Source organism: Chromobacterium sp. FG22, from assembly GCF_057809415.1.
In genome coordinates this window covers 122,327-141,189 of sequence record NZ_JBMDJX010000005.1, presented here as the reverse complement: position 1 = coordinate 141,189, position 18,863 = coordinate 122,327, and the positions used below count along the sequence as shown (strand labels likewise).

Sequence of the window (18,863 nt, the reverse complement as noted above, 5' to 3'; positions counted from 1 at the left end):
GAAAGTCCGGCGTGGCGGCGATCCGCCGCGCGGCCAGGAAGGCGCGCAAACAGCGGAGAACTCGCCATGTTTGATATCCGCCCCTTTATCAAGCCCTTGGCCATCACCGCCCTTATTGCCCTGGTCTGGGGGACTGGCTTCTATTCCGGCCAGAAAGTCGCGTCAACCGCTGCAGCCAGCAAGCTGCAGGCTGTCCAGCTCTCTCACGAGCAAGAGCGGTCCCGCGCGGCCGATGCCAAAGCCGGCGAACTAACAGCCGCGTTGGCCGGCCAGCAGAAGCTCGCAGAACAAGCCAACAAGCTGGGCTGGGAGCTGCTGCAAACCCGTTCCCAATTGGCTACCACCCAGACCCAACTGAAGCAAAGGATTGCCGATGCGACTCAATCTGATGGTGATCGTTTTACTGGCCTCGGCCCTGGTGGGCTGCGGCTCTACAGCTCAGCCCTCGGCTACCCCGAGCGTAATCCGGGTCTGCCCGCAGCCAACGCCGGAGATGCTGCAAATCCCGGTCAAACCGGGGCCGCCGGTGCCGGGCTACAGCCGGCGGACTTGATCGCCCACGCCGCCGACTATGGCGCGTGGTGCCAACAGCTTGAAGCTCAACTGGGCACCCTGTCCCACCTTCATGGAGGTGCCACGACTAAATGACGGACATCTTCGACCAGGCGCAAGAACTGGAGCTGCGCCAGCGTGAGCAGGCGCTGGCCCGGCAGGCAGCACAGCAAAAAACCGGCACGAGCCTCAGTCACTGTGAAGACTGCGGCGACGCGATACCGGAGAAGCGCCAGACCTTGGTCAAGGGCTGCACCCGCTGTTTTGAGTGCCAAACCATTCACGAGAGGATCAATGCCAGATGAGCGACAACAACGAAGTTACCCGCGCCCTGGGGCGCATAGAAGGCAAGCTGGACATGATTGTGACCAGCCAACAGCAGCAGAACGAACGGCTGGACAGCATGGACGAACGGCTGCGCCACGTCGAGCAACAAGCCGCCAAGGCCGGGGCGATCAGCGGCGGCATCGTGGCCGTCGGCACCGCCATTGCCGTCGAGGTGGTTAAACGGGCGTTGACGTAATGGCGCATGCACCGGAGACCCGCGACAAAGTCAGGCGCCTGTATGTGTTTGACCGCATCGGGCTGGAGGTGGCAGCGCTGCAGTGCGATGTGTCGATGTCTACCGCCAGCCGCTGGAAGCGCGAAGCGGCCGAGGCCGGCGACGACTGGGACAAACTGCGCGCCGCGGCGATCCTGGCCGGCGACGGCATCGAGAACGTCGCGCGGGCGGCGCTGACCGGCTTTTTGACGCAGTACCAGACGACGATGGACGCGATCAACACCAACGTGGACCTGCCTGCTGAAAAGAAGGTCGCGATGCTTGCGAGCCTGGCCGACTCGTTCAACAAGACCGTGGCGGCCAGCCGCAAAGTGTTGCCGGAGACCAGTCAGCTGGCGACGGCCATGGACGTAGTGCAGAAGATGGCCGCGTACATCCGCGACAACCACCCGCAGCATGCTGCGGCCTTTGTCGAAGTGTTGGAGCCGTTCGGCAACGAGCTGGCGAAACTGTATGGGTGACGAGATGACGGCGGAACAACAGACCTATTTGCTGATCAAGGGCGCAATCGCGGACCTGGAGCCGGATGATCAGAAGCGCGTCGCCGAGGCGTTGCAGCGGCTGCGCGATGTGATGGCGGATTACCCCGACGGGCATGCCGTCATGGCGATGGCGTTGCTGGGTGCCGAGATCCAGCGATGAGCCAGGCGTTCACAACCAAGGAATTCTTCGACGAGCTGCGCGAACTCTCCGCGCAGCTCAAGCGCGATATCGAAGCGCACCAGGCCGGGCTGGACTCGTCGCCGGAAGCGATCAAGGCCCGACGCCGCAGGGTGCTGCGGGATGGCGATTTCGAGTTCTTCGCCTATACCTACTTCCCGCACCACATCCGCGGCACGCCGTCGTTGTTCCAGGACCATCTATGCAAGCGCTTGCCGCAGCTGCTGCGCGAGCCGAGCGGCGTGACCGAGTGGTGGATCGCGCCGCGCGGCGAAGCCAAGTCCTCCCTACTGACCAAGATCGGGCCGACCTGGTGCGCGGTGCAAGGGCTGATGCAGCGGCCGGAAGTACGCAAGGAAGTGGGCTGGGCCGGCCCGCCGCCGCCCTTCATCGACTACATCATCCTGCTGGGCGCGGAAACCAAGTTGCCGACCAAGCTGCTGGAGGTAGTCAAGACTGAGCTGACGGTCAACGCGCAACTGGCGCTGGACTTCCCTGAAGCCTGCGGCCGCGGCCCGATGTGGAAGGTCGGCGAGTTCGTCACCCGCACTGGTGTGAAAGTCGAGCCGTTCGGCGCGGAACAAGCGATCCGCGGGACGTTTCACGGCGCAAGCCGGCCCAAGCTGCTGCTTGGCGACGACCTGATCACCGACGCCGAAGCCAAAAGCCCGACCGAGCGTGAAAACCGCTGGAACTGGCTCGGCAAGGCGATTGACTATCTGGGGCCGCCGGACGGCTCGGTCAAGTACCTGGGCGTCGGCACGGTGTTGAACAAAGACGACCCGATCAGCCGGGCAAAGCGCACCATCGGCCACATCGTCCACCACTTCCGCGCCATCGAGAAGCTGCCCACCCACATGGACTTGTGGGAGCAGTGCCATGCGCTGATGCTGAACGAGGACAAAAAGGCCGCGGAGGCCGCAAACGAGGCCGGCCGCAAGCTGTCCGACGCCGAACTGCCGTCCTACCGTTTCTACCTGGGCAACCAGGTGTTGATGGATGCGGGCGCGGTGACGTCGTGGCCCAGCGTCCGCTCGCTGTACTGGCTGATGCGGCAACGGGCCAAAAATGGCACCGCCTTCAAGACCGAGATGCAAGGCGATCCGCGCAGCGACGAAGACAAGGTATTTGGCAACGTCCAGTTCTGGGTTCAGCGCATGCCGGACTGGACCATGTTTGGCGCGTGCGATCCGTCTATGGGCCGCGGCGAGTCGTCCGACCCGTCCGCAATCCTGTGCGGCGGCTGGGACCGGCATACCAAGATCTTACATGTGGTCGAGGCCGAGATTAAACGACGAGTACCGTCGAAGTTATTGGCTGACTTGATCAAGGCGCAGCGCGAGCAGCGCTGCCAGGCCTGGGGCTTTGAGAACAACAACGCCTATGAGCATATGCGCCACACCATGATGCAGGAGGCGTTGAACGCGGGCGTGCCGCTGCCCTTGGTCGGCGTGACGTCTCTGGCCGCGCCGGAGGTGCGCATCGACTCCCTGGAGCCGTTCATCTGCGACGCCTTCGTGCCGCGGATCCTGATCAGCCCGGCATTGACCAATCTGCTGGCCGAGCTGGACACCTGGCCGGAGCCGCAAACCAACCATCACTACGACGGCCTCAACGCGCTGCAGATTTTATGGATGATCGCGTCGACGCGCGGCAATGCCGTGTTCGAGTTCACGCCAGTGGCCCGTGGCGGCCGAGGTGACAACGACAGCGGGTTCAGCGCCGAATCCGGCGCATGGTGACGAATTGGAGGATGAAATGGAGTTCCTGGCTTTATGGATCGGCTATGTGGTGATGGTAGTGGGAGGTGTCGCCATTCTGGCTGCGCTTGTGATCTGGCTGTATTTCTTTGGATGCAGGCAGGACCAGAAGTGTCTGGACCTTCGAGATATCCAGGAGGCGATTAGGGAATGGAAAAAGGCCCATCCTGAAAAGTGGGATGCCTACCGCAAACGCCGAAATATTGGGTGACAAACATGGCGCAAATTGTGGACCAATTCGGTCAACCGATTCAAAAAGAAGTGCTGCACGAGCCGCAGACTGCCCGCGTGGGCTGGGTCACGCGCGAGTTTGCAGAGCACCCGTCGCGCGGGCTGACGCCGCAGCGCCTGGCCCGGATCCTGGAGGATGCCGAGCAAGGCAACCTGGCCGCGCAAGCCGACCTGTTCACCGACATGGAGGAGAAAGACGGCCACATCCTCGCCGAGATGTCAAAGCGCAAGCGCGCGTTGCTCACGCTCGACTGGAGCATCGCCCCGCCGCGCAACGCCAGCGCCACGGAGAAAAAGCAGGCCGATCAGCTGCAGGAGTGGCTGGCGGACATGGCCGAATTCGACGACGTTGTGTTGGACTGTCTGGACGGCATTGGTCACGCATTTGCAGCGCTGGAGATTGAATGGCAACGCCTGGGCAGCACCTGGCTGCCGCGGAGCCTGACGCACCGGCCGCAACGCTGGTTCCAGACCCTGCAGCATGACGGCAACGCGCTGCGGCTGCGCGACGGCTCGGCCGAGGGGGCTGAGCCTTGGCAATTTGGCTGGGTGATCCATCGCCATAAGGCAAAGTCTGGCTATCTGAACCGCGCCGGCCTGCACCGCGTGTTGGCCTGGCCCTATCTGTTCAAGAACTTCAGCGTGCGCGACCTGGCCGAGTTCCTGGAGATCTACGGCTTGCCGCTGCGCCTGGGCAAGTACCCCGCGGGAGCCAGCAAAGAAGAAAAGGCCACGTTGCTGCAGGCGGTGGCCAGCATCGGTCACAACGCCGCCGGCATCATCCCGGACAGCATGCTGATCGAGTTCCAGAACGCCGCCAACGGCAGTCACGAACCGTTCCAAGCGATGATGGATTGGTGCGAGCGGACCCAGTCCAAAGCGATCTTGGGCGGCACGCTGACCAGCCAGGCCGACGGCAAGACCTCGACCAACGCCCTCGGCGCGATACACAACGAAGTGCGCCACGACCTGACGGTCAGTGACGCGCGTCAGTTGGAAGGCTCGCTAACCCGAGATCTACTCTATCCGCTGGCGGTCCTGAACTTCGGTCAGGTGGATCCGCGCCGCATGCCGCGCCTGGTGTTCGATACCAGGCAGCCGGAAGACTTGAAGCTGTACGCGGACGCGCTGCCGTCGCTGGTCGGTCTGGGACTGAAGGTGCCCACTGCCTGGGTCTACGAGAAGCTGGCGATCCCCACGCCCCAGGACAACGAAGACGTGCTGATCGCGCCGCGCCCGGAAATGTCCCTACCACCGGAGCTGCGGCCCAAGGAGGCCAAGGCGGCGTTGTCTTATCGCGCGGTCCTGACAAATGCCCAAGGCGAAGTGGTGTATCCTGACCAGGCGGCGCTGGACACCATCGAGTTGCCGGATCTGAGCGGCGATGCCAACACCCTGCTTGAGCCGGTGATCCAGGCACTGCGCAGCGGCGCGACGCCGGATGACGCCATCGAGGCGCTGACGGCGGCTTTCCCGCTGTTGGACGACGACGCGATTACGGAGATGCTGGCGCGCGCGATGTTCGTCGCCGATGTGTGGGGGCGCTTGAATGCCGACAGCTGACGCGGTCGATCTGAGCTACGCCATCGGCCTGCCGCCCGAGGATGCTATCGCCTACTTCAAAGAGAAAGGCTACGCGATCAGCTTCAAGTGGCAAGACGTCTGGGCCGAGGCGCATGCGCGCGCGTTTACCGTGTCCGGCGTCACTCGGCTGGACGTGCTGACCGATGTGCGCGAAGCGCTGACAGCCGCGCTGGAGAATGGCGAAACCCTGGCCGACTTCCAGAACCGGCTGCAGCCGTTGTTGGAGGCCAAGGGCTGGTGGGGCAAGGGGCGCATCGTCGACGAGGGGACCGGCGAGATTCTGGGCAAGCGGCTCAACCCGCGCCGGCTCGAAACTATCTTCCGCACCAACCTGCAGTCGAGTTACCAGGCTGGCCGCTTCCAGGAACAACTGGCCAGCGCAGAGTTGCGGCCGTATTGGGAGTACGTGGCCGTCATGGACAACCGCACCCGGCCGGCGCACCGCAGCTTGCACGGCCGCGTGTTCCGCTACGACGACCCGTTCTGGAGCCGCTTCTATCCGCCCAACGGCTGGAACTGTCGCTGCAGAGTACGCACTCGCAGCGCGCGGGACATGGAGCGCCTGGAGCTGTTGGCGGCCAGCAGCGAGGGGCGACTGGAAGAAGTGGATCAGCCGATAGACCGCGAGGGCAATACGCGGAAGGTGATCGCCTTCAACGACCCGGCGACCGGCAAGCGCTTCGTCGCGGATCCCGGCTTCGGCTTCAATCCAGGCGTTGCCGCCTATGAGCCGGATCTGAGCAGATACCCGCCCGAGCTGGCGAAGCAATACCGCAAGTACCAGGAGGCCGCATGATAGACATCAAGGTGGACAACAGCGGCGTCCTCGCCGCGCTGCAGCGGCTGGAGAAAGCGGTCACGCACCGCGCGCCGCTGATGCAAGCCATCGCCGGCATCATGGCCGACGCAGTCGAGGAAAACTTCGCGCGCGAGGGCCGGCCGGCCTGGCAGGGATTGAAGCCTGCGTCCTGGATGTCGAGAGCGGGCGCGCTGACAAAACGCGGCCAGGTATCCCAGTCGCGCTTCGAGAAGAAAGTGCGAGGCGGCAAGATCCTGCAGGCGTCCGGCCGGTTGGCCAGCAGCATGACCCAGAGCAGCAGCAACGATAACGCGGTGGTGGGCACCAATGTGAAGTACGCCGCCATCCACCAGTTCGGCGGGCAAACCAAGGCCCACGAGATCCGGCCGCGCAACAAGCGCGCGCTGGCCTGGGCCGGGGGCCGGCATCCGGTGCGTAAGGTCAACCACCCTGGCAGCAAGATCCCGGCGCGCCCCTTCCTTGTGCTCGGCGGCGAGGACATGCGCGAGATCGAGGCGACGGTGGAGGACTATCTGAGGGCCGCCTCGTCCGGCTGACCGCAAAACGAAACGCGCCGTTCTGGCGCGTTTTTAGCGGACTGGGTGATGCGGTGATGTACCGGAACCCCGCATCGTTGAAATTAAACGGGGTTTAAACGCCCTGCAGCGGGATTGGGGGTAGCCTGTTGGGTGATATATGCGCGGTCACATTAGAAAAGTGGGCTTGCTTCGAGATCATCAAGCAGGTCGTGTCCCTTCCATGTCAGCCTGAATGCTGTAGATATAGCCATTCGCTCCGAGTCACTTTTTTTACCAATGAGCAAAAATCCGCCTTCTTCTAATAAGGCAAAATGAAAGTCCTGCTCTTCGGTGCCTGCTCCAGGCTTGTCGGCAATAAACGTGCGTACCTCCTTTTCATTGCCTCCATCTGCTTTGACGATACCTTGCAGCATGGCTTTGATCACCGTCTTACTTCTTCTCATTTTACTCTCCTATGACAATGGTAATTGCATTGTGACACGCTGCCAGATCCGGTCAATGCGCTGCATCAATTTCCACTGAAGCCCATCAGCTAATCCCCCTCGCAGTGTCCCATCAAAATGGGGGCATGCCACACCTGACACATTTCATCGCCGCTTTGACGGTCGACCTCAAACAAGCCGGAACGGAAGGCAAGGCGCCTCGCGTCGTCAAGCTGATCCCCGCCGGCAGTTTCCGCGCCCGAGACGGCCGGCCGGTTGAGGTGCCCGCATGGAAGATGGATAGCGTGCAGGCCGCCATTTTGATTGCCGAAGCTGCCGCCCGGAGGACGCGCTATGTAATCGACTATGAGCATCAAACCCTGCGCAGCATCGAGAACGGCAAGCCGGCACCCGCCGCCGGCTGGTTCACGACCCTGGAATGGCGGGACGATGGACTTTACGCCGTCGACGTCGAATGGACCGCGAGCGCCGCAGCGATGATCGAGGCCGATGAGTACCTCTATATATCTCCCGTCTTCCCCTACGACAAGGAAGGCCGCGTTACGGGCCTGCTGCATGTCGCTCTGACCAACAACCCGGCATTGGACGAACTGCCTGATCTGCAGGTGGCGGCCTTGTCGCGTCTGGTTTCCTTAACTCAGTCCGTTAAACAGGAGGACTCCACGATGGACGAACTGATCGAGCAGCTCCGTTGGCTGCTCAACCTGCCTGTCGGCGCAACCGCCGACGATATTAAAGCCCAGCTGCAGAAGCTGATTGAACAGCTGTCCGGGGGCCAGGGCACCGCTGCCGCCAACATCGACTTGCTGCAGCTGCTGACCAACCAACAAGCCCGCATCGCCACGCTGTCGGCAACCCAGGTCGACCCCGCCCGTTTCGTGTCGGTGGAGACCATGCGCGCCCTGCAAGACCAAGTAGCTGTGCTCACCGACAAGCTGCAGGGCGGCGAGGTTGAGCAACTGCTGACCGCGGCACTGTCCGACGGCCGGCTGTTGCCGGTACAGGAAGAATGGGCGCGCGGCCTGGGCAAATCCAATCTGGACGCGCTGCAGTCGTATCTTGCCAGCGCTCCGAAGATCGCCGCGCTGTCGGCGACCCAAACCCAAGGCAAGCCGCCCGCGGCTGACCCGGAAACCGGCTTGGATGCCGACACGCTTGCGGTTTGCAGCATGTTTGGCAACGACCCGGCCGCCGTGGCCGCCGCGATGAAGGAGTAAGCACGTCATGACCGCTACGACTCAAGACCGCAACACCCCGATGAAGGACGGCTCGCTGATCGTTGTGCCGGTGGCCGCGGGCCAAAAAATCCCGGCCGGGGCGCTGGTTGCCGCCAGCGCCACCGGATTCGCCACCAACGGCGCGACGGCGACGACCTTGGCCTACCTCGGCCGCGCCGAAGGGCTGGCCGACAACACCGCCGGAGCCGACGGCGCGATCAGCATGACGATCCGCCGCGGCAAGGCGTTCAAGTGGGCCAACGAATCCGGCGACCCGGTCACCCAGGCCAGCGTCGGCCGCGCCTGCTACATCGTCGACAACCAGACCGTGGCCAAAACCAACGGCACCAACACCCGCACGCTGGCCGGCACTGTACTCGGTGTCGACGTCGATGGCGTGTGGGTCATCTAAACCCCAGCGACTGGAAGGAGCAAACCCCATGATCATCAACGCCGCTACGCTGAAGGCGATCTTCGTCAACCTGAAGACCACATTCAACAACGCTTTCGACGCCGCGCCCAGCCAGTGGCAAAAAATCGCCATGCTGGTGCCGTCGACCGCCCGTTCCAACGATTACAAGTGGCTGTCCACTTTCCCGCGCATGCAGAAGTGGATCGGCGAGAAAGCGGTCAAAGCGCTGTCCGCCTTTGGCTACAGCATCACCAACGACGACTGGGAAACCACCGTCGAGGTGGACCGTAACGATATCGACGACGACAACCTCGGCATCTACGCGCCGCAAGCGCAGATGGCGGGCTTCTCGGCCAAGCAGTTGCCGGACGAGATCGTGTTCGATTTGGTCAATAAGTCGTTCAACAGCCAGTGCTACGACGGCCAGTACTTCTTCGACGTCGATCACCCGGTGGCGGATGCCTCGGTGTCGAACAAGGGCACCAAGAAACTGTCCGCCGCGTCGCAAGCGGCCGCACAGGCCAGCTACGGCGTTGCGCGCACGGCGATGAAGAAGTTCAAGGACGATGAAGGCCGCCCGCTGAACATCACCCCGAACGTGTTGCTGGTGCCGCCGGCCCTGGAAGACATCGCCCGCGCGCTGCTGAGCAACGACCGACTCGATGATGGCAAGACCAACCCCTACAAAGGCACGGCCGAGCTGGTGGTGGTGCCCTGGTTGACCTCGGACGACGCTTGGTTCCTGCTCGACACCACCAAGCCGGTCAAGCCCTTTATCTATCAAGAGCGCAAAAAGCCGGTATTCGTCCAGCAGACCGATCCTCAAGCCGACGATGTGTTTAACCGCCGCAAGTACAAGTTCGGCGCGGAGGCTCGCGCGGCCGGTGGGTACGGTTTCTGGCAGCTGGCTTATGGCTCCGACGGCAGCGTAGCGTAACGGGGGCGTCATGGCTAAAACCAACACCAAGGCCGCGCCAGACGGGGCGGCCGAAGAGAAGCCGCAGCAGCCCGCCACCCAAGTGGTGGAGCCGCCGGCCGCGCTGCCGCCGGAGTTGCCGTCGAGCATCAAAGACTCTGGCGCTCCGACTGAAGGCGATCTGCAGCAGCCCGCCACCCAAGCGGTGGAGCCGCCGGCCGCGCTGCCGCCTGAAGTGACGGGGATGTTTGCCCCCGACACCGTCGAGGTGGTAGCGAAGTGCGAGCAGTTCCGCCGTGCCGGCCGCTGGTTTACTCGCGAAGTTACCCGGATCCCGCTGAGCGAGTTGACCGCCGCAGAGTTCGAAGTGCTGTGCCAGGAGCCGATGCTGTCCTTGCAGCTGCTCCGCGTCGGCGGGGGCGAATGAGATGTACGCCACCCGCGACGACATGGTGACGCGCTTCGGCGAAGGTGAAGTCATTGCGCTGACTGACCGCGCCTTTGCCGGCGCAGTCGACGAGACGGTACTGGCGGGCGCGCTGGAAGCGGCGGGCGTCGAGATCGACGGCTATATCAGCAGCCGCTACCGGCTGCCGCTGGCCCAGCCGCCGAAGATCCTCACCGGTTACGCATGCGACATCGCGCGCTATCGGCTTTGTGGCAGCGGCACGCGGGTGACCGACGACATCCGCGACCGTTACCGCGATGCTGTCAAGTTCCTTGAACTGGTGGCCGCGGGCAAGGTCACGCTGGGCGGCATGCCGGACGGCGCGCCCATGCCAACCGACAACACCGTGCAGTTCGCCAGCGGCACGCGGGTGTTCGCGCGGGATGGAGGGCTGTTCTGATGATCATCGCCAGAACCGAAGAGGCCATCATCGCGCGTTTGCGGCTGGGCCTCGGCCGCATGGTCCGCGAAGTCGGCAGCTATGGCGGCGAACTGGACGATGGTCTGGAGGAAGCCATCCGGCGTTTCCCTGCGGCATGGGTGACCTTCGGCGGTGTTCCCAGGACCGAGCCGTACTCGGCGTCGAAGTGGAAATTCAAAGCCGACGCCAGCTTCGTCGTGATGGTGGGCGACCGCAGCGTGCGCAGCGAAGCGGCCAGCCGTACCGGCGGCGCGGCCGCGGCGGAAGTCGGCACTTATCGGCTGGTCACCGCGGTGCGTCGCTTGCTGTCGGCTCAGGACCTGGGTCTGCCGATTCATCCGCTGCAGCCCGGCCGGATTCGCACCCTGTTCAACTCCCGTCTGGAGAACGACGCGTTCTCGGTGTTCGCCTGCGAGTTCTCGACCTTCTGGATGGAAGAAGCCCTGCCGCATCTGCGCTGGCCGACGCCGCCGGCTGCCGGCGCGCCGGATGCGGTTAACGACCCGGACGCGGTGTTCACCGGCTACCAGGGCAAGACCGGCGAGCCGGATCCGGATTGGCTGCGCACCGGCCTGAATTACCACTTGATGCCGGACGACGGCCAGCCCGACGCCTCGGACATCCTCACCAGGAGCGATCCATGAAAGTGAAAGCCGCGCCCGGCATCAAGGTGCCGAGGGAAGACAAACCGCGTGAGTTCATCACCGACGCCACCGCGGTGGACGTGCCGAACAGCGCCTATTACCTGCGCATCCAGGCGGATGGCGATCTGATCGAGATCGACGCCGCCGACAGTGCCAAAACCACCGCAAAGAAAGGGGGTGAATGATGGCCAGCCCGAATATCAGCTTCGACAGCATCCCGGCCAGCATCCGCAAGCCCGGCAAGTACTTCGAATTCAACACCAAGCTGGCGGTGCGCACACTGCCGGGCAATCCGCAGCGCGTGCTGGTGCTCGGCCAGAAACTGGCCGCCGGCACCCAGGCGGCGATGGTGCCCGCCGACGTGTTCAGCGACGAGCAGGCGGCGCAGCTGTTTGGCCGCGGCTCTCAGCTGCACTTGATGGCCCGCGCCGCGATCACGGCTTACCCCTATTTGCAGCTGACCGCCGTCGCCATCGCGGATCCGGCCGGCGTGGCGGCCTCGGGCACGGTGACATTGACCGGCACCGCCACCGGCAGCGGCGTGCTGAAGCTGTGGGTCGGCGCGACTCGGGTCGATGTCGCGGTCAACAGCGGCGACACCGCCGCCGCCGTGGCGACGGCCCTGGGCGCGGCGCTGGCCGCCCGGCCGGATTTGCCGGCTACCGGCGCGGTGGCGTCGGGCGTGGTCACCGTGACCTGCGTACACAAGGGAACAATCGGCAATGACCTGAAGCTGGTGGCCAGCGCAACAGCGCCCGGTCTCTCCGCCGCGGTGGTGACCCTGGCCGGCGGCACCCTGGACCCGGACTATACCGCCACCTTGGCGGCAATGGCCGGCGGCGGGCACAACATCATTGTGGCCCCGCTGTCGAGCCAGGCGCAGCTGACCGTGATCCGCAGTCACCTGGACTTCGTGTCCGGGCCGATGGAGCAACGCGGTGCCATTGGCGTGTTTGGTTGGCCTGGCTCGCTGGCGAGCGGCACCACCCTGGCCGGACAGATCAACAGCGGCCGCATCACCGGGGCCTGGCATCGAGGCGCCTTGCGCCTGCCCTGCGAAATCGCCGCCGCCTACGCCGCGGTGCTGGCCAGCGAAGAGGATCCGGCGCGGCCGCTGAACACCCTGGAGCTGGCGGGCATCGACGTGACCGGCATTGACCAGCGGCCGACCCGGACCGAGCAGGAAAACGCCCTGTACAACGGCATGACGCCGCTGGAGATCGGCCCCGGCGACCGGGTGCAGATCGTGCGCGCCATCAGCACCTACACCAAGGACGCCCAGGGCGTGGACGACGTGGCGCTGCTGGACATCACCACCATTCGCACCCTGGACTACGTGCGCAAGGCGTGCCGTGAGCGGATCTCGCTGCGCTTCCCGCGCGAGAAGCTGTCCGAGCGCACCCCGGACAAGGTGCGTTCGGAGCTGTTCGACGTGCTGCTGAAGCTGGAAGAACTGGAGATCGTCGAAGCGGTGGAGGCCAACAAGGACGGCCTGATCGTCGAGCGCGACAGCCAGGACGTGAACCGCCTGGATGCCAAGATCCCGGTGGACGTGGTCAACGGCCTGCACGTGTTCGCTGGACGCATCGACCTGCTGCTGTAAACAACCAGGGGCGGCGCAGGCCGCCTCGCATCAACCAGGAGGACATCATGGCGCTTCAGGAATACGCAGGGGCCATCGTGCTGGAAGTCGACGGCAAGGAAGTCGAAGTCATCGACATCAGCATCAGCACCAAGACCGGCCGGAAGCTGGTCAAGACGATGAACAAGACCGGCCGGGCCAAAGGTTTCGCCAAGGGCATCGCCGAATACGATTTGTCGGTAACCGTCGCCATCCCGCTGAGCGGCGACCTGGACTGGGAGGCGATTGAAGGCGCGAAGCTGACCATCTACCCGAACAGCGCAGGCGGCAAGCGTGAAAGCTATCTCGACTGCTTCACCACCGAGACCGGCGACAAGTACTCCGTCGACAACGAAGCACGCCGCGACCTCAAGCTGCAGGCGCTGCGCCACGTGAAGGAATAAACGCACCATGACCGAAAAAGGCGAACTGCAGTACGGCGTCGAGTATCCGGCCGGATCCGGCCAGATGCACTACGAATTCGAGATTCGCTTGCCCACAGTAAGCGACAACATCGACGCCATCGAGACCAGCGGCGGCGGCTCCAATTTGCGCCTCAACACCATGATGCTGGCGGCCAGCCTGGTGAAGCTGGGCGGCATCCCGCGCGAGGCGATCACCTTTGAGCTGTTGGGCACCATGGTGGATGACGACTACGACGTGATGACCGATGCGCGAGATCGTCTCAAAAAAAAGCGGATGCGGCCGAAGAGCAACTCAGCGGATTCCGACTCGCCGTCGTCGTCCTCGGCCGGCACGGCATCCCCGAGTCCCGGATCCGGGAGCTGAACGCCGTCGAGTTTGAAGGCTACCTTGCCGCCGTCAATAGCTTGTACGGCGGCAAGAAACGCCAGCTCGGCAGCGTCGAGCAGCGCAGCATTAAATCCCAGCGCAAAAGGAAGCCCGGTTAAACATGGCAAGAGAACCTGAAGTCGGCCTAACCCTCAAGGCCCGCGACGAAGCCTCGCGTCCGATTGCGCGGGCGATGCAGGATCTGGAGAAGAACACTCAGCGCGCCGAGAAAGCGGTCATTGGCCTGTCGCGCGAAAGCCAGCGCATGGCCAGCGCCAGGGAGCAACTGGGCGTCAGGTCAGAACGCACTATCCAACGCGAGATCCAGCAGACCGAGGCCGCCTACAAGCGCCTGGCCAGCAGCGGCACCATGACGGCGCGGGAGCAAACCCGCGCCTACAGCGCAATGCGGGACCAGGTCAAAGAACTGCGCCGCGAGATGACAGGCGTCAGCCAGTTGCAGCGCAACTTTTCGGCTGGGTCCAAAGTGTTGGCATCAGTCGCCGCTGGCGGGATCGCTGGGAGCGCTGTGTTGGCAAACCCAATGCGCAGAGTGGCCAGCTACGATATGCGATTGGCGCAAATGGCAAACACCGCGTTCAACGACTCAGAGGAAAACGGGCGCAAACTGTCTATTGATGAGCAGATACAACGTCGGCGCGACGGCAAAGCACAACTGGAGGGGTACATCCGGTCCGGGACCAATGAGGGCGGCACACGTGACGACAACGCCGCGGCGCTCGATAAGCTGATCGCGCGCGGCATCTTCTCGCCGCAGGAGGCCGGCAAGCTACTGCCGATGATCAGCAAGGCGGCCACAGCCGCCGGCTCCAGCGCCGAAGAAATGACCGGTGTGGTCATGGCGGCGGTGCAGAACGCCAAGATCCCGGTTGATCAGATCCCGAAGGCGTTGGGCATGGCTTTGAAAGCGGGCCAGATGGGTGGCTTCGAGTTGAAGGACATGGCGACCTGGTTGCCCAAGATGCTGGCGATGGGTGGGCTGTCCGGCTTGCGCGGCACCGATGGGCTGGCATCGATCTTGGCCGCCAGTCAATTGGCCGTCACTGCGGCTGGCAGCACAGATGAAGCCGGCAACAACGTCGTCAACTTCTTACAGAAAATAACCTCATCCGATACCGCCAACGACTTCAAGAAAATCAGCTCCCGTACGATGGGGACGGCAAAAAAAGGTGAAAAAGGCGTAGACCTCTACGGCACGCTGGCGCAGGCGCGCAAAGAAGGCATCGACCCCGTCGAAGCCTTCACACGTCTTGTGCGCAAGGTCGCGGCAAGCGACAAGGAGTTCACTCGACTGCAGCGCCAGGCTGGCGATGCAAAGAACGACAAGGAAAAGTCGGCGATGTACGGCAGTATGGCTGACATTTTGCAGGCCCGCGGAGTGGGTAAAACACTGCAGGACCGTCAAGCAATGCTGGCCCTATTGCCAATGCTGTTCGATCCCAAGGCATATCAAAAAATGAAGTCGGGCATCCTGGGCGGGAGCGAGCAGGACGTAGACATCAATCAACGCTTCATCAAAGAACAAGCAGGGTTTAAGTTCCAGCAGGCGGAGAACGTCAAGGAACAAGGACAGTACGACTCCATCGGCAAGTTCAACAATGTAGTGGGCGATGTGGCCGGCAAGTTGGCGGAATATGGATCCCAGTACCCCGGCCTGACTGCGTCCTTGGTTGGAGCCACGACCGCAGTCAGCGCCTTGGCCGCCGCAGCCGGCGCGGCCGCATTGCCGATGCTGCTGATGGGCAAAGGCGGTTTGCCCGGCATTTTGGGCGGCGGCGCAGGCGGCGGGATCCTCGGCCGGGCAGCCAGCGGGGCCGGCGTCGCGCTCCGGGCCGGCGGCGTGGGGCTGGCCGGCCTGGCGGGCTACGGCGTTGGGTCACTGCTCAACTCGGGCATCACCCAGGCGCTGACCGCAACGAATGGCGGCAAAGAGCGGACGCTGGGCACCTGGCTTTACGACATGGTCAACGGCGACAAGGACGCCAAGCTGCTGGGTCCAACGCAACTATCAAAGCGTAATGACCCCAGCGCCGCCGCGCCGATTCCGCAGCTCAATCTGCTGCAGTCGGCGGTCAACGCGTCGACCAAGTTGGACTTCGCGGCGCAGAAGATGCAGCAGGCCACAAGCCAGCCCATCCCGATCAAGGTAACGGTGGATGTTCAGAACGGCAACATCGTCGCTGCCGTCAATGCCGCCAACACCACTACCGGCAGGAGGTTTTAGATGGCCTGGGCCGACACCCTACTTGACGCCAGTTTCCGCGGCGTGGCCTTCGATTGCCTGCGCGCACAGGACAGCGCACAGCGCGACTCGGCCAGCCACGAATACCCCTACCTTGACGGCGCGGACGTGGAAGACCTGGGCCGCAAGGCCCGACGCATTACGATGTTGGCCGCCTTCTTCGGCAAGGACTACGAAAGCCGCCTGCAAGGCTTCCTGAAAGTGCTGGACGAGCCGGGCCACGGCGAGCTGATCCACCCGGTGTTTGGCAGCATCAAAGCGGCCCAGCTCCTCAGCTACGAAATCGGCCACGACGCCGACAGCCCGGATTACTGCACGGTGGAGTTGGCTTTCGTCGAAGCCACGCCCGGCAACCCCTTCTTTGTCCAGCAGCTGCCGGTGCAAAAGGCCGAGGCGGTCAGCCTGCTGGCGGAAACGGCCCGTTTCAACGGTATCGAGGTGTTCGCCTCGGCAATCTCTGCCTTGAGCGGCGTCACCGGCAGTCTGTCGCGCTTGAATGCGTTGCGCGACGTGATGACGGGCACGCTGGGCGCAATCCGCAGCCAGCTGCAGAGCATCATCGGCACCACGCTGGATCTGATCGACTACCCGCGTGCCTTTGCTGGCGACGTGGTCAGCCTGGTTAACGGCATGGCGGATCTGCGCAGCTTCGATGCCGGCGTGATCATGTCGGACTGGAAAAGCCTCACGGGTCAACTCAACAATGTTGTCCAGTTGCCGGGCGCGGTGGCGTCGGGATCCGCAGGCACGACAGGAAGCGGCGGAGAGTCTGGCGGCAGTGTCGGGGCTGAAGCCAAGCCGATTCCCGCGAAGGCGGAAGATGTCGCGCTGGTGACGGCCGTCGTACAGACGACAGTGGCCACTACGCTGGCCGAGGTGGCGGGCCAGATCCTGGCCGCCGAGGCGGAGAAGCCGACCTTATCCCCTCCCGAAGTCGAGCGGATTGCCAATGATGTGCGTGGCTCCATTCAGCAAGCCATTGAAACGCACCGCCAGCTGTTCCCCGTCGAAGTTTTTCGGCCCGTCACCGAGGCGCTGAAAGACACCGCCCTGGGCACCCAGGACGCCGCCTCGGCGGTGATCGAGGCGCTGCCGCCGCTGATCTCCAGAACCGTCGAGGCGCCTGGCAATTTGCACCTGGCCGCCTTCCGTTGGTATGGCGATTACACGCGGGCCCAGGAGCTGGCGCGGCTGAACCCGCACTTGATCAACCCGAACGCGCTGCAAGTGGGAGACGTGCTCAATGCCTACGCCCGATAGCCATTACCAACGCCCCTCCGGGGACAACGCAGTCAGCGTGTTGATTGGCGGCCGGGTCCACCAGCAATGGACCAGCTACGAGATCGACTCGGATCTAATGATCCCGGCCGACGCATGGCATGTGTCGCTGGGCTTGCCCAAGGGCGAGTTTCCGCCGCTGGTGGAAGCCGGAGCCAGCGTGGTAGTGCGGATTGGACGCGACACTGTGCTGACCGGTCAGATAGACGAGATCGCCGACCCCATCGACAAGAACAGCCACACGCTGAGTCTGTCCGGCCGCGACGGCGCGGCGGTGCTGGTGGACTGCTCCAGCCCCATCTTCACCGCCAAGCAAGCGACGCTGGCCGAGGTGGTGGCCAACGTGGTCAAGCCGCTGGGCATCAGCAAGATCCGCATCGACGCGGCCCGGTCGATGACGTCGGAGAAAATCAACGTGGAACCGGGCGACACCGCATGGGAAACCCTGGTCCACGCCGCTGAGGCGAACGGACTGTGGCCCTGGTTTGAGCCAGACGGCACCCTGGTGATCGGCGGCCCGGACTACAACACCCCGCCGGTGGCCAGTTTGGTGATGCGCCGCGAGGGCAAGGACAACAACGTGATCAGCTTGAGCCGGGTACGTTCAATGGCGGAGCGCTACTCCGAGTTCACGGTGCTGGGCCAACGCCATGGCACAGCAACGGAAAACGGCAAGCACGCGCTCAAGAGCACGGTGCGGGATCCCGACGTCAAGATCTATCGGCCCAAGATCATCGTCGACCACGAGGCCGAGAACACCGAGGCGGCGCGCGCTCGCGGCCGCAAGCTGTTGTCCGACTCCAGATTGAAGGGCTTTACGCTGACCGCCAAGGTGGCCGGCCACCGCACAAGCGGCGGCGTGTTGTGGCAGCCTGGCCAGCGCATTCATGTGATCAGCGACGCCCACGGCATCGACGCGACCTTCTTTCTGATGGCGCGCAAGTTCCAAGGCGGCCGGGGCCAGGGCACCGTCACAACGCTGACGCTGAAGGAAGACAAGGTCTGGGTGCTGGACGCCCACCCGCATAAACGCAAGCACCGCCGCGGCAAGAACGGATCGGCGGGGCTGGAAGCCGTGGACGTGAGCAAATGATCAACGAAATCGACAAGCGCATCCGTCGGGCGATGTCCAGCGTGCGCCAGGCGTTCCGCGGGGTACTGACACGCGTCAGCAGCGGCCCGGCGGTGCAACTGGCCCAGGCTGACGGCTTGGCCGGCGAGCGCCTGCAGGACAATGAGCTGTTCCAGCACTATGGACTGACCAGCAACCCGCCGCCGGGCACCATGGCGGTGATCCTGCCGGTGGGCGGCAAAACCGCTCACGGCATCGTGATCGCCACCGAGCACGGCAGCTACCGGTTGAAGTCATTGGCCCCCGGCGAAGTAGCGCTCTACACCGACGAAGGCAGCAAGATCGTGATGAAGCGCGGCCGGCTGATCGAGACTGACTGCGACGTGTTTAAAGTCAACTGCCAGACCTGGGAAGTTAACGCCAGCGCCAGCGCCACCTTCAACACCCCGGCGCTGACGGCCAGCGCGGTGTTCAACGCCCAGGGCCAGATCAACGGCAGCGGCGGGATGGCGATCAGCGGCGGCAGCGGCGCGCACGTGGACGGCACGCTGACGGCGACAGAGGATGTGGTGGCTGGCGGCAAGAGCGGCGCGCACCATACGCACCCGGGGGACTCGGGCGGGGTGACGGGGCCGCCGAATTAAAGACA

The 18,863-nt window shown here is 63.8% G+C and carries 25 protein-coding genes; 24 read left to right on the top strand and 1 reads right to left on the bottom strand.

The genetic code is table 11. From position 1 onward, the window contains the following. The first annotated feature begins 66 nt into the window (after positions 1-66). From ACODSD_RS07115 to ACODSD_RS07070, 10 genes are read left to right on the top strand one after another with little or no spacing between them, the layout of a single operon-like run. Entirely contained in the window at positions 67-648 is a 582-nt protein-coding gene (locus tag ACODSD_RS07115) for a hypothetical protein (RefSeq protein WP_488877051.1), read from the top strand. After that, complete coding sequence (locus ACODSD_RS07110) at positions 645-857, top strand: TraR/DksA family transcriptional regulator (protein WP_081575577.1); 213 nt, start codon at positions 645-647, stop codon at positions 855-857. Before ACODSD_RS07115 ends, ACODSD_RS07110 begins: the two co-directional genes overlap by 4 nt. Then, complete coding sequence (locus tag ACODSD_RS07105; protein ID WP_081575578.1) at positions 854-1,075, top strand: hypothetical protein; 222 nt, start codon at positions 854-856, stop codon at positions 1,073-1,075. Before ACODSD_RS07110 ends, ACODSD_RS07105 begins: the two co-directional genes overlap by 4 nt. After that, positions 1,075-1,575, top strand: coding sequence for a DUF1804 family protein (locus ACODSD_RS07100; protein WP_488877050.1), 501 nt, complete (start codon positions 1,075-1,077; stop codon positions 1,573-1,575). Before ACODSD_RS07105 ends, ACODSD_RS07100 begins: the two co-directional genes overlap by 1 nt. Further along, entirely contained in the window at positions 1,568-1,756 is a 189-nt protein-coding gene (locus ACODSD_RS07095) for a hypothetical protein (RefSeq protein ID WP_107732757.1), read from the top strand. The genes ACODSD_RS07100 and ACODSD_RS07095 overlap by 8 nt, the downstream gene beginning before the upstream one ends. Further along, positions 1,753-3,516 (top strand): hypothetical protein, encoded by a 1,764-nt coding sequence (locus ACODSD_RS07090; protein ID WP_488877049.1) that lies wholly within the window; start codon positions 1,753-1,755, stop codon positions 3,514-3,516. The genes ACODSD_RS07095 and ACODSD_RS07090 overlap by 4 nt, the downstream gene beginning before the upstream one ends. A 16-nt stretch (positions 3,517-3,532) precedes the next feature. Beyond that, positions 3,533-3,745 (top strand): hypothetical protein, encoded by a 213-nt coding sequence (locus ACODSD_RS07085; protein ID WP_081575582.1) that lies wholly within the window; start codon positions 3,533-3,535, stop codon positions 3,743-3,745. Between the two features lie 5 nt (positions 3,746-3,750). Continuing rightward, positions 3,751-5,328, top strand: a complete 1,578-nt coding sequence (locus tag ACODSD_RS07080) for a DUF935 domain-containing protein (RefSeq protein WP_488877048.1) — start codon at positions 3,751-3,753, stop codon at positions 5,326-5,328. After that, positions 5,315-6,145, top strand: a complete 831-nt coding sequence (locus ACODSD_RS07075; protein WP_488877047.1) for a phage head morphogenesis protein — start codon at positions 5,315-5,317, stop codon at positions 6,143-6,145. Before ACODSD_RS07080 ends, ACODSD_RS07075 begins: the two co-directional genes overlap by 14 nt. After that, entirely contained in the window at positions 6,142-6,705 is a 564-nt protein-coding gene (locus tag ACODSD_RS07070) for a phage virion morphogenesis protein (protein WP_488877046.1), read from the top strand. The genes ACODSD_RS07075 and ACODSD_RS07070 overlap by 4 nt, the downstream gene beginning before the upstream one ends. Positions 6,706-6,857: 152 nt before the next feature. On the opposite strand, the gene ACODSD_RS07065 is transcribed toward ACODSD_RS07070, so the two are convergent. Next, entirely contained in the window at positions 6,858-7,130 is a 273-nt protein-coding gene (locus ACODSD_RS07065) for a DUF2513 domain-containing protein (protein ID WP_488877045.1), read from the bottom strand. A 125-nt stretch (positions 7,131-7,255) separates the two neighbouring features. Here ACODSD_RS07065 and ACODSD_RS07060 point away from each other — a divergent pair, with 125 nt between their 5' ends. The 14 genes from ACODSD_RS07060 to ACODSD_RS06995 all read left to right on the top strand — a co-directional run bounded on the left by ACODSD_RS07060 (position 7,256) and on the right by ACODSD_RS06995 (position 18,858). Next, positions 7,256-8,347: a phage protease gene (locus ACODSD_RS07060; RefSeq protein WP_488877044.1), complete on the top strand. Its 1,092-nt coding sequence runs from the start codon at positions 7,256-7,258 to the stop codon at positions 8,345-8,347. Between the two features lie 7 nt (positions 8,348-8,354). Further along, positions 8,355-8,759, top strand: a complete 405-nt coding sequence (locus ACODSD_RS07055; RefSeq protein ID WP_488877043.1) for a hypothetical protein — start codon at positions 8,355-8,357, stop codon at positions 8,757-8,759. Positions 8,760-8,787: 28 nt separating this feature from the next. Then, positions 8,788-9,696 carry a Mu-like prophage major head subunit gpT family protein gene (locus tag ACODSD_RS07050; protein WP_488877042.1) on the top strand — a complete coding sequence of 303 codons (909 nt, stop codon included), beginning with the start codon at positions 8,788-8,790 and terminating at the stop codon, positions 9,694-9,696. A 10-nt stretch (positions 9,697-9,706) separates the two neighbouring features. Next, positions 9,707-10,102 (top strand): HI1506-related protein, encoded by a 396-nt coding sequence (locus ACODSD_RS07045; protein WP_488877041.1) that lies wholly within the window; start codon positions 9,707-9,709, stop codon positions 10,100-10,102. A 1-nt stretch (position 10,103) separates the two neighbouring features. Then, on the top strand, positions 10,104-10,523 hold the full coding sequence (locus ACODSD_RS07040) for a gp436 family protein (RefSeq protein WP_235088122.1): 420 nt from the start codon (positions 10,104-10,106) through the stop codon (positions 10,521-10,523). Continuing rightward, positions 10,523-11,188 carry a DUF1834 family protein gene (locus tag ACODSD_RS07035; protein ID WP_235088125.1) on the top strand — a complete coding sequence of 222 codons (666 nt, stop codon included), beginning with the start codon at positions 10,523-10,525 and terminating at the stop codon, positions 11,186-11,188. The genes ACODSD_RS07040 and ACODSD_RS07035 overlap by 1 nt, the downstream gene beginning before the upstream one ends. Further along, positions 11,185-11,373, top strand: a complete 189-nt coding sequence (locus tag ACODSD_RS07030; RefSeq protein ID WP_488877040.1) for a DUF2635 domain-containing protein — start codon at positions 11,185-11,187, stop codon at positions 11,371-11,373. The genes ACODSD_RS07035 and ACODSD_RS07030 overlap by 4 nt, the downstream gene beginning before the upstream one ends. Next, the gene (locus tag ACODSD_RS07025) at positions 11,373-12,791 is read left to right on the top strand and encodes a phage tail sheath subtilisin-like domain-containing protein (protein WP_488877104.1); all 1,419 of its coding nucleotides are present in this window, start codon (positions 11,373-11,375) and stop codon (positions 12,789-12,791) included. The genes ACODSD_RS07030 and ACODSD_RS07025 overlap by 1 nt, the downstream gene beginning before the upstream one ends. A 47-nt stretch (positions 12,792-12,838) precedes the next feature. Next, complete coding sequence (locus ACODSD_RS07020; RefSeq protein WP_235088129.1) at positions 12,839-13,213, top strand: phage tail protein; 375 nt, start codon at positions 12,839-12,841, stop codon at positions 13,211-13,213. A 7-nt stretch (positions 13,214-13,220) separates the two neighbouring features. After that, entirely contained in the window at positions 13,221-13,598 is a 378-nt protein-coding gene (locus tag ACODSD_RS07015) for a hypothetical protein (RefSeq protein ID WP_488877039.1), read from the top strand. A gap of 124 nt (positions 13,599-13,722) precedes the next feature. Continuing rightward, on the top strand, positions 13,723-15,846 hold the full coding sequence (locus ACODSD_RS07010) for a phage tail tape measure protein (protein WP_488877038.1): 2,124 nt from the start codon (positions 13,723-13,725) through the stop codon (positions 15,844-15,846). Then, a complete protein-coding gene (locus ACODSD_RS07005; RefSeq protein ID WP_488877037.1) occupies positions 15,847-17,124 on the top strand; it encodes a DNA circularization protein in 1,278 nt (425 codons plus the stop codon). Beyond that, a complete protein-coding gene (locus ACODSD_RS07000; protein WP_488877036.1) occupies positions 17,108-18,235 on the top strand; it encodes a phage baseplate assembly protein in 1,128 nt (375 codons plus the stop codon). Before ACODSD_RS07005 ends, ACODSD_RS07000 begins: the two co-directional genes overlap by 17 nt. Next, complete coding sequence (locus ACODSD_RS06995) at positions 18,232-18,858, top strand: phage baseplate assembly protein V (RefSeq protein WP_488877035.1); 627 nt, start codon at positions 18,232-18,234, stop codon at positions 18,856-18,858. The genes ACODSD_RS07000 and ACODSD_RS06995 overlap by 4 nt, the downstream gene beginning before the upstream one ends. Positions 18,859-18,863: the final 5 nt, after the last annotated feature.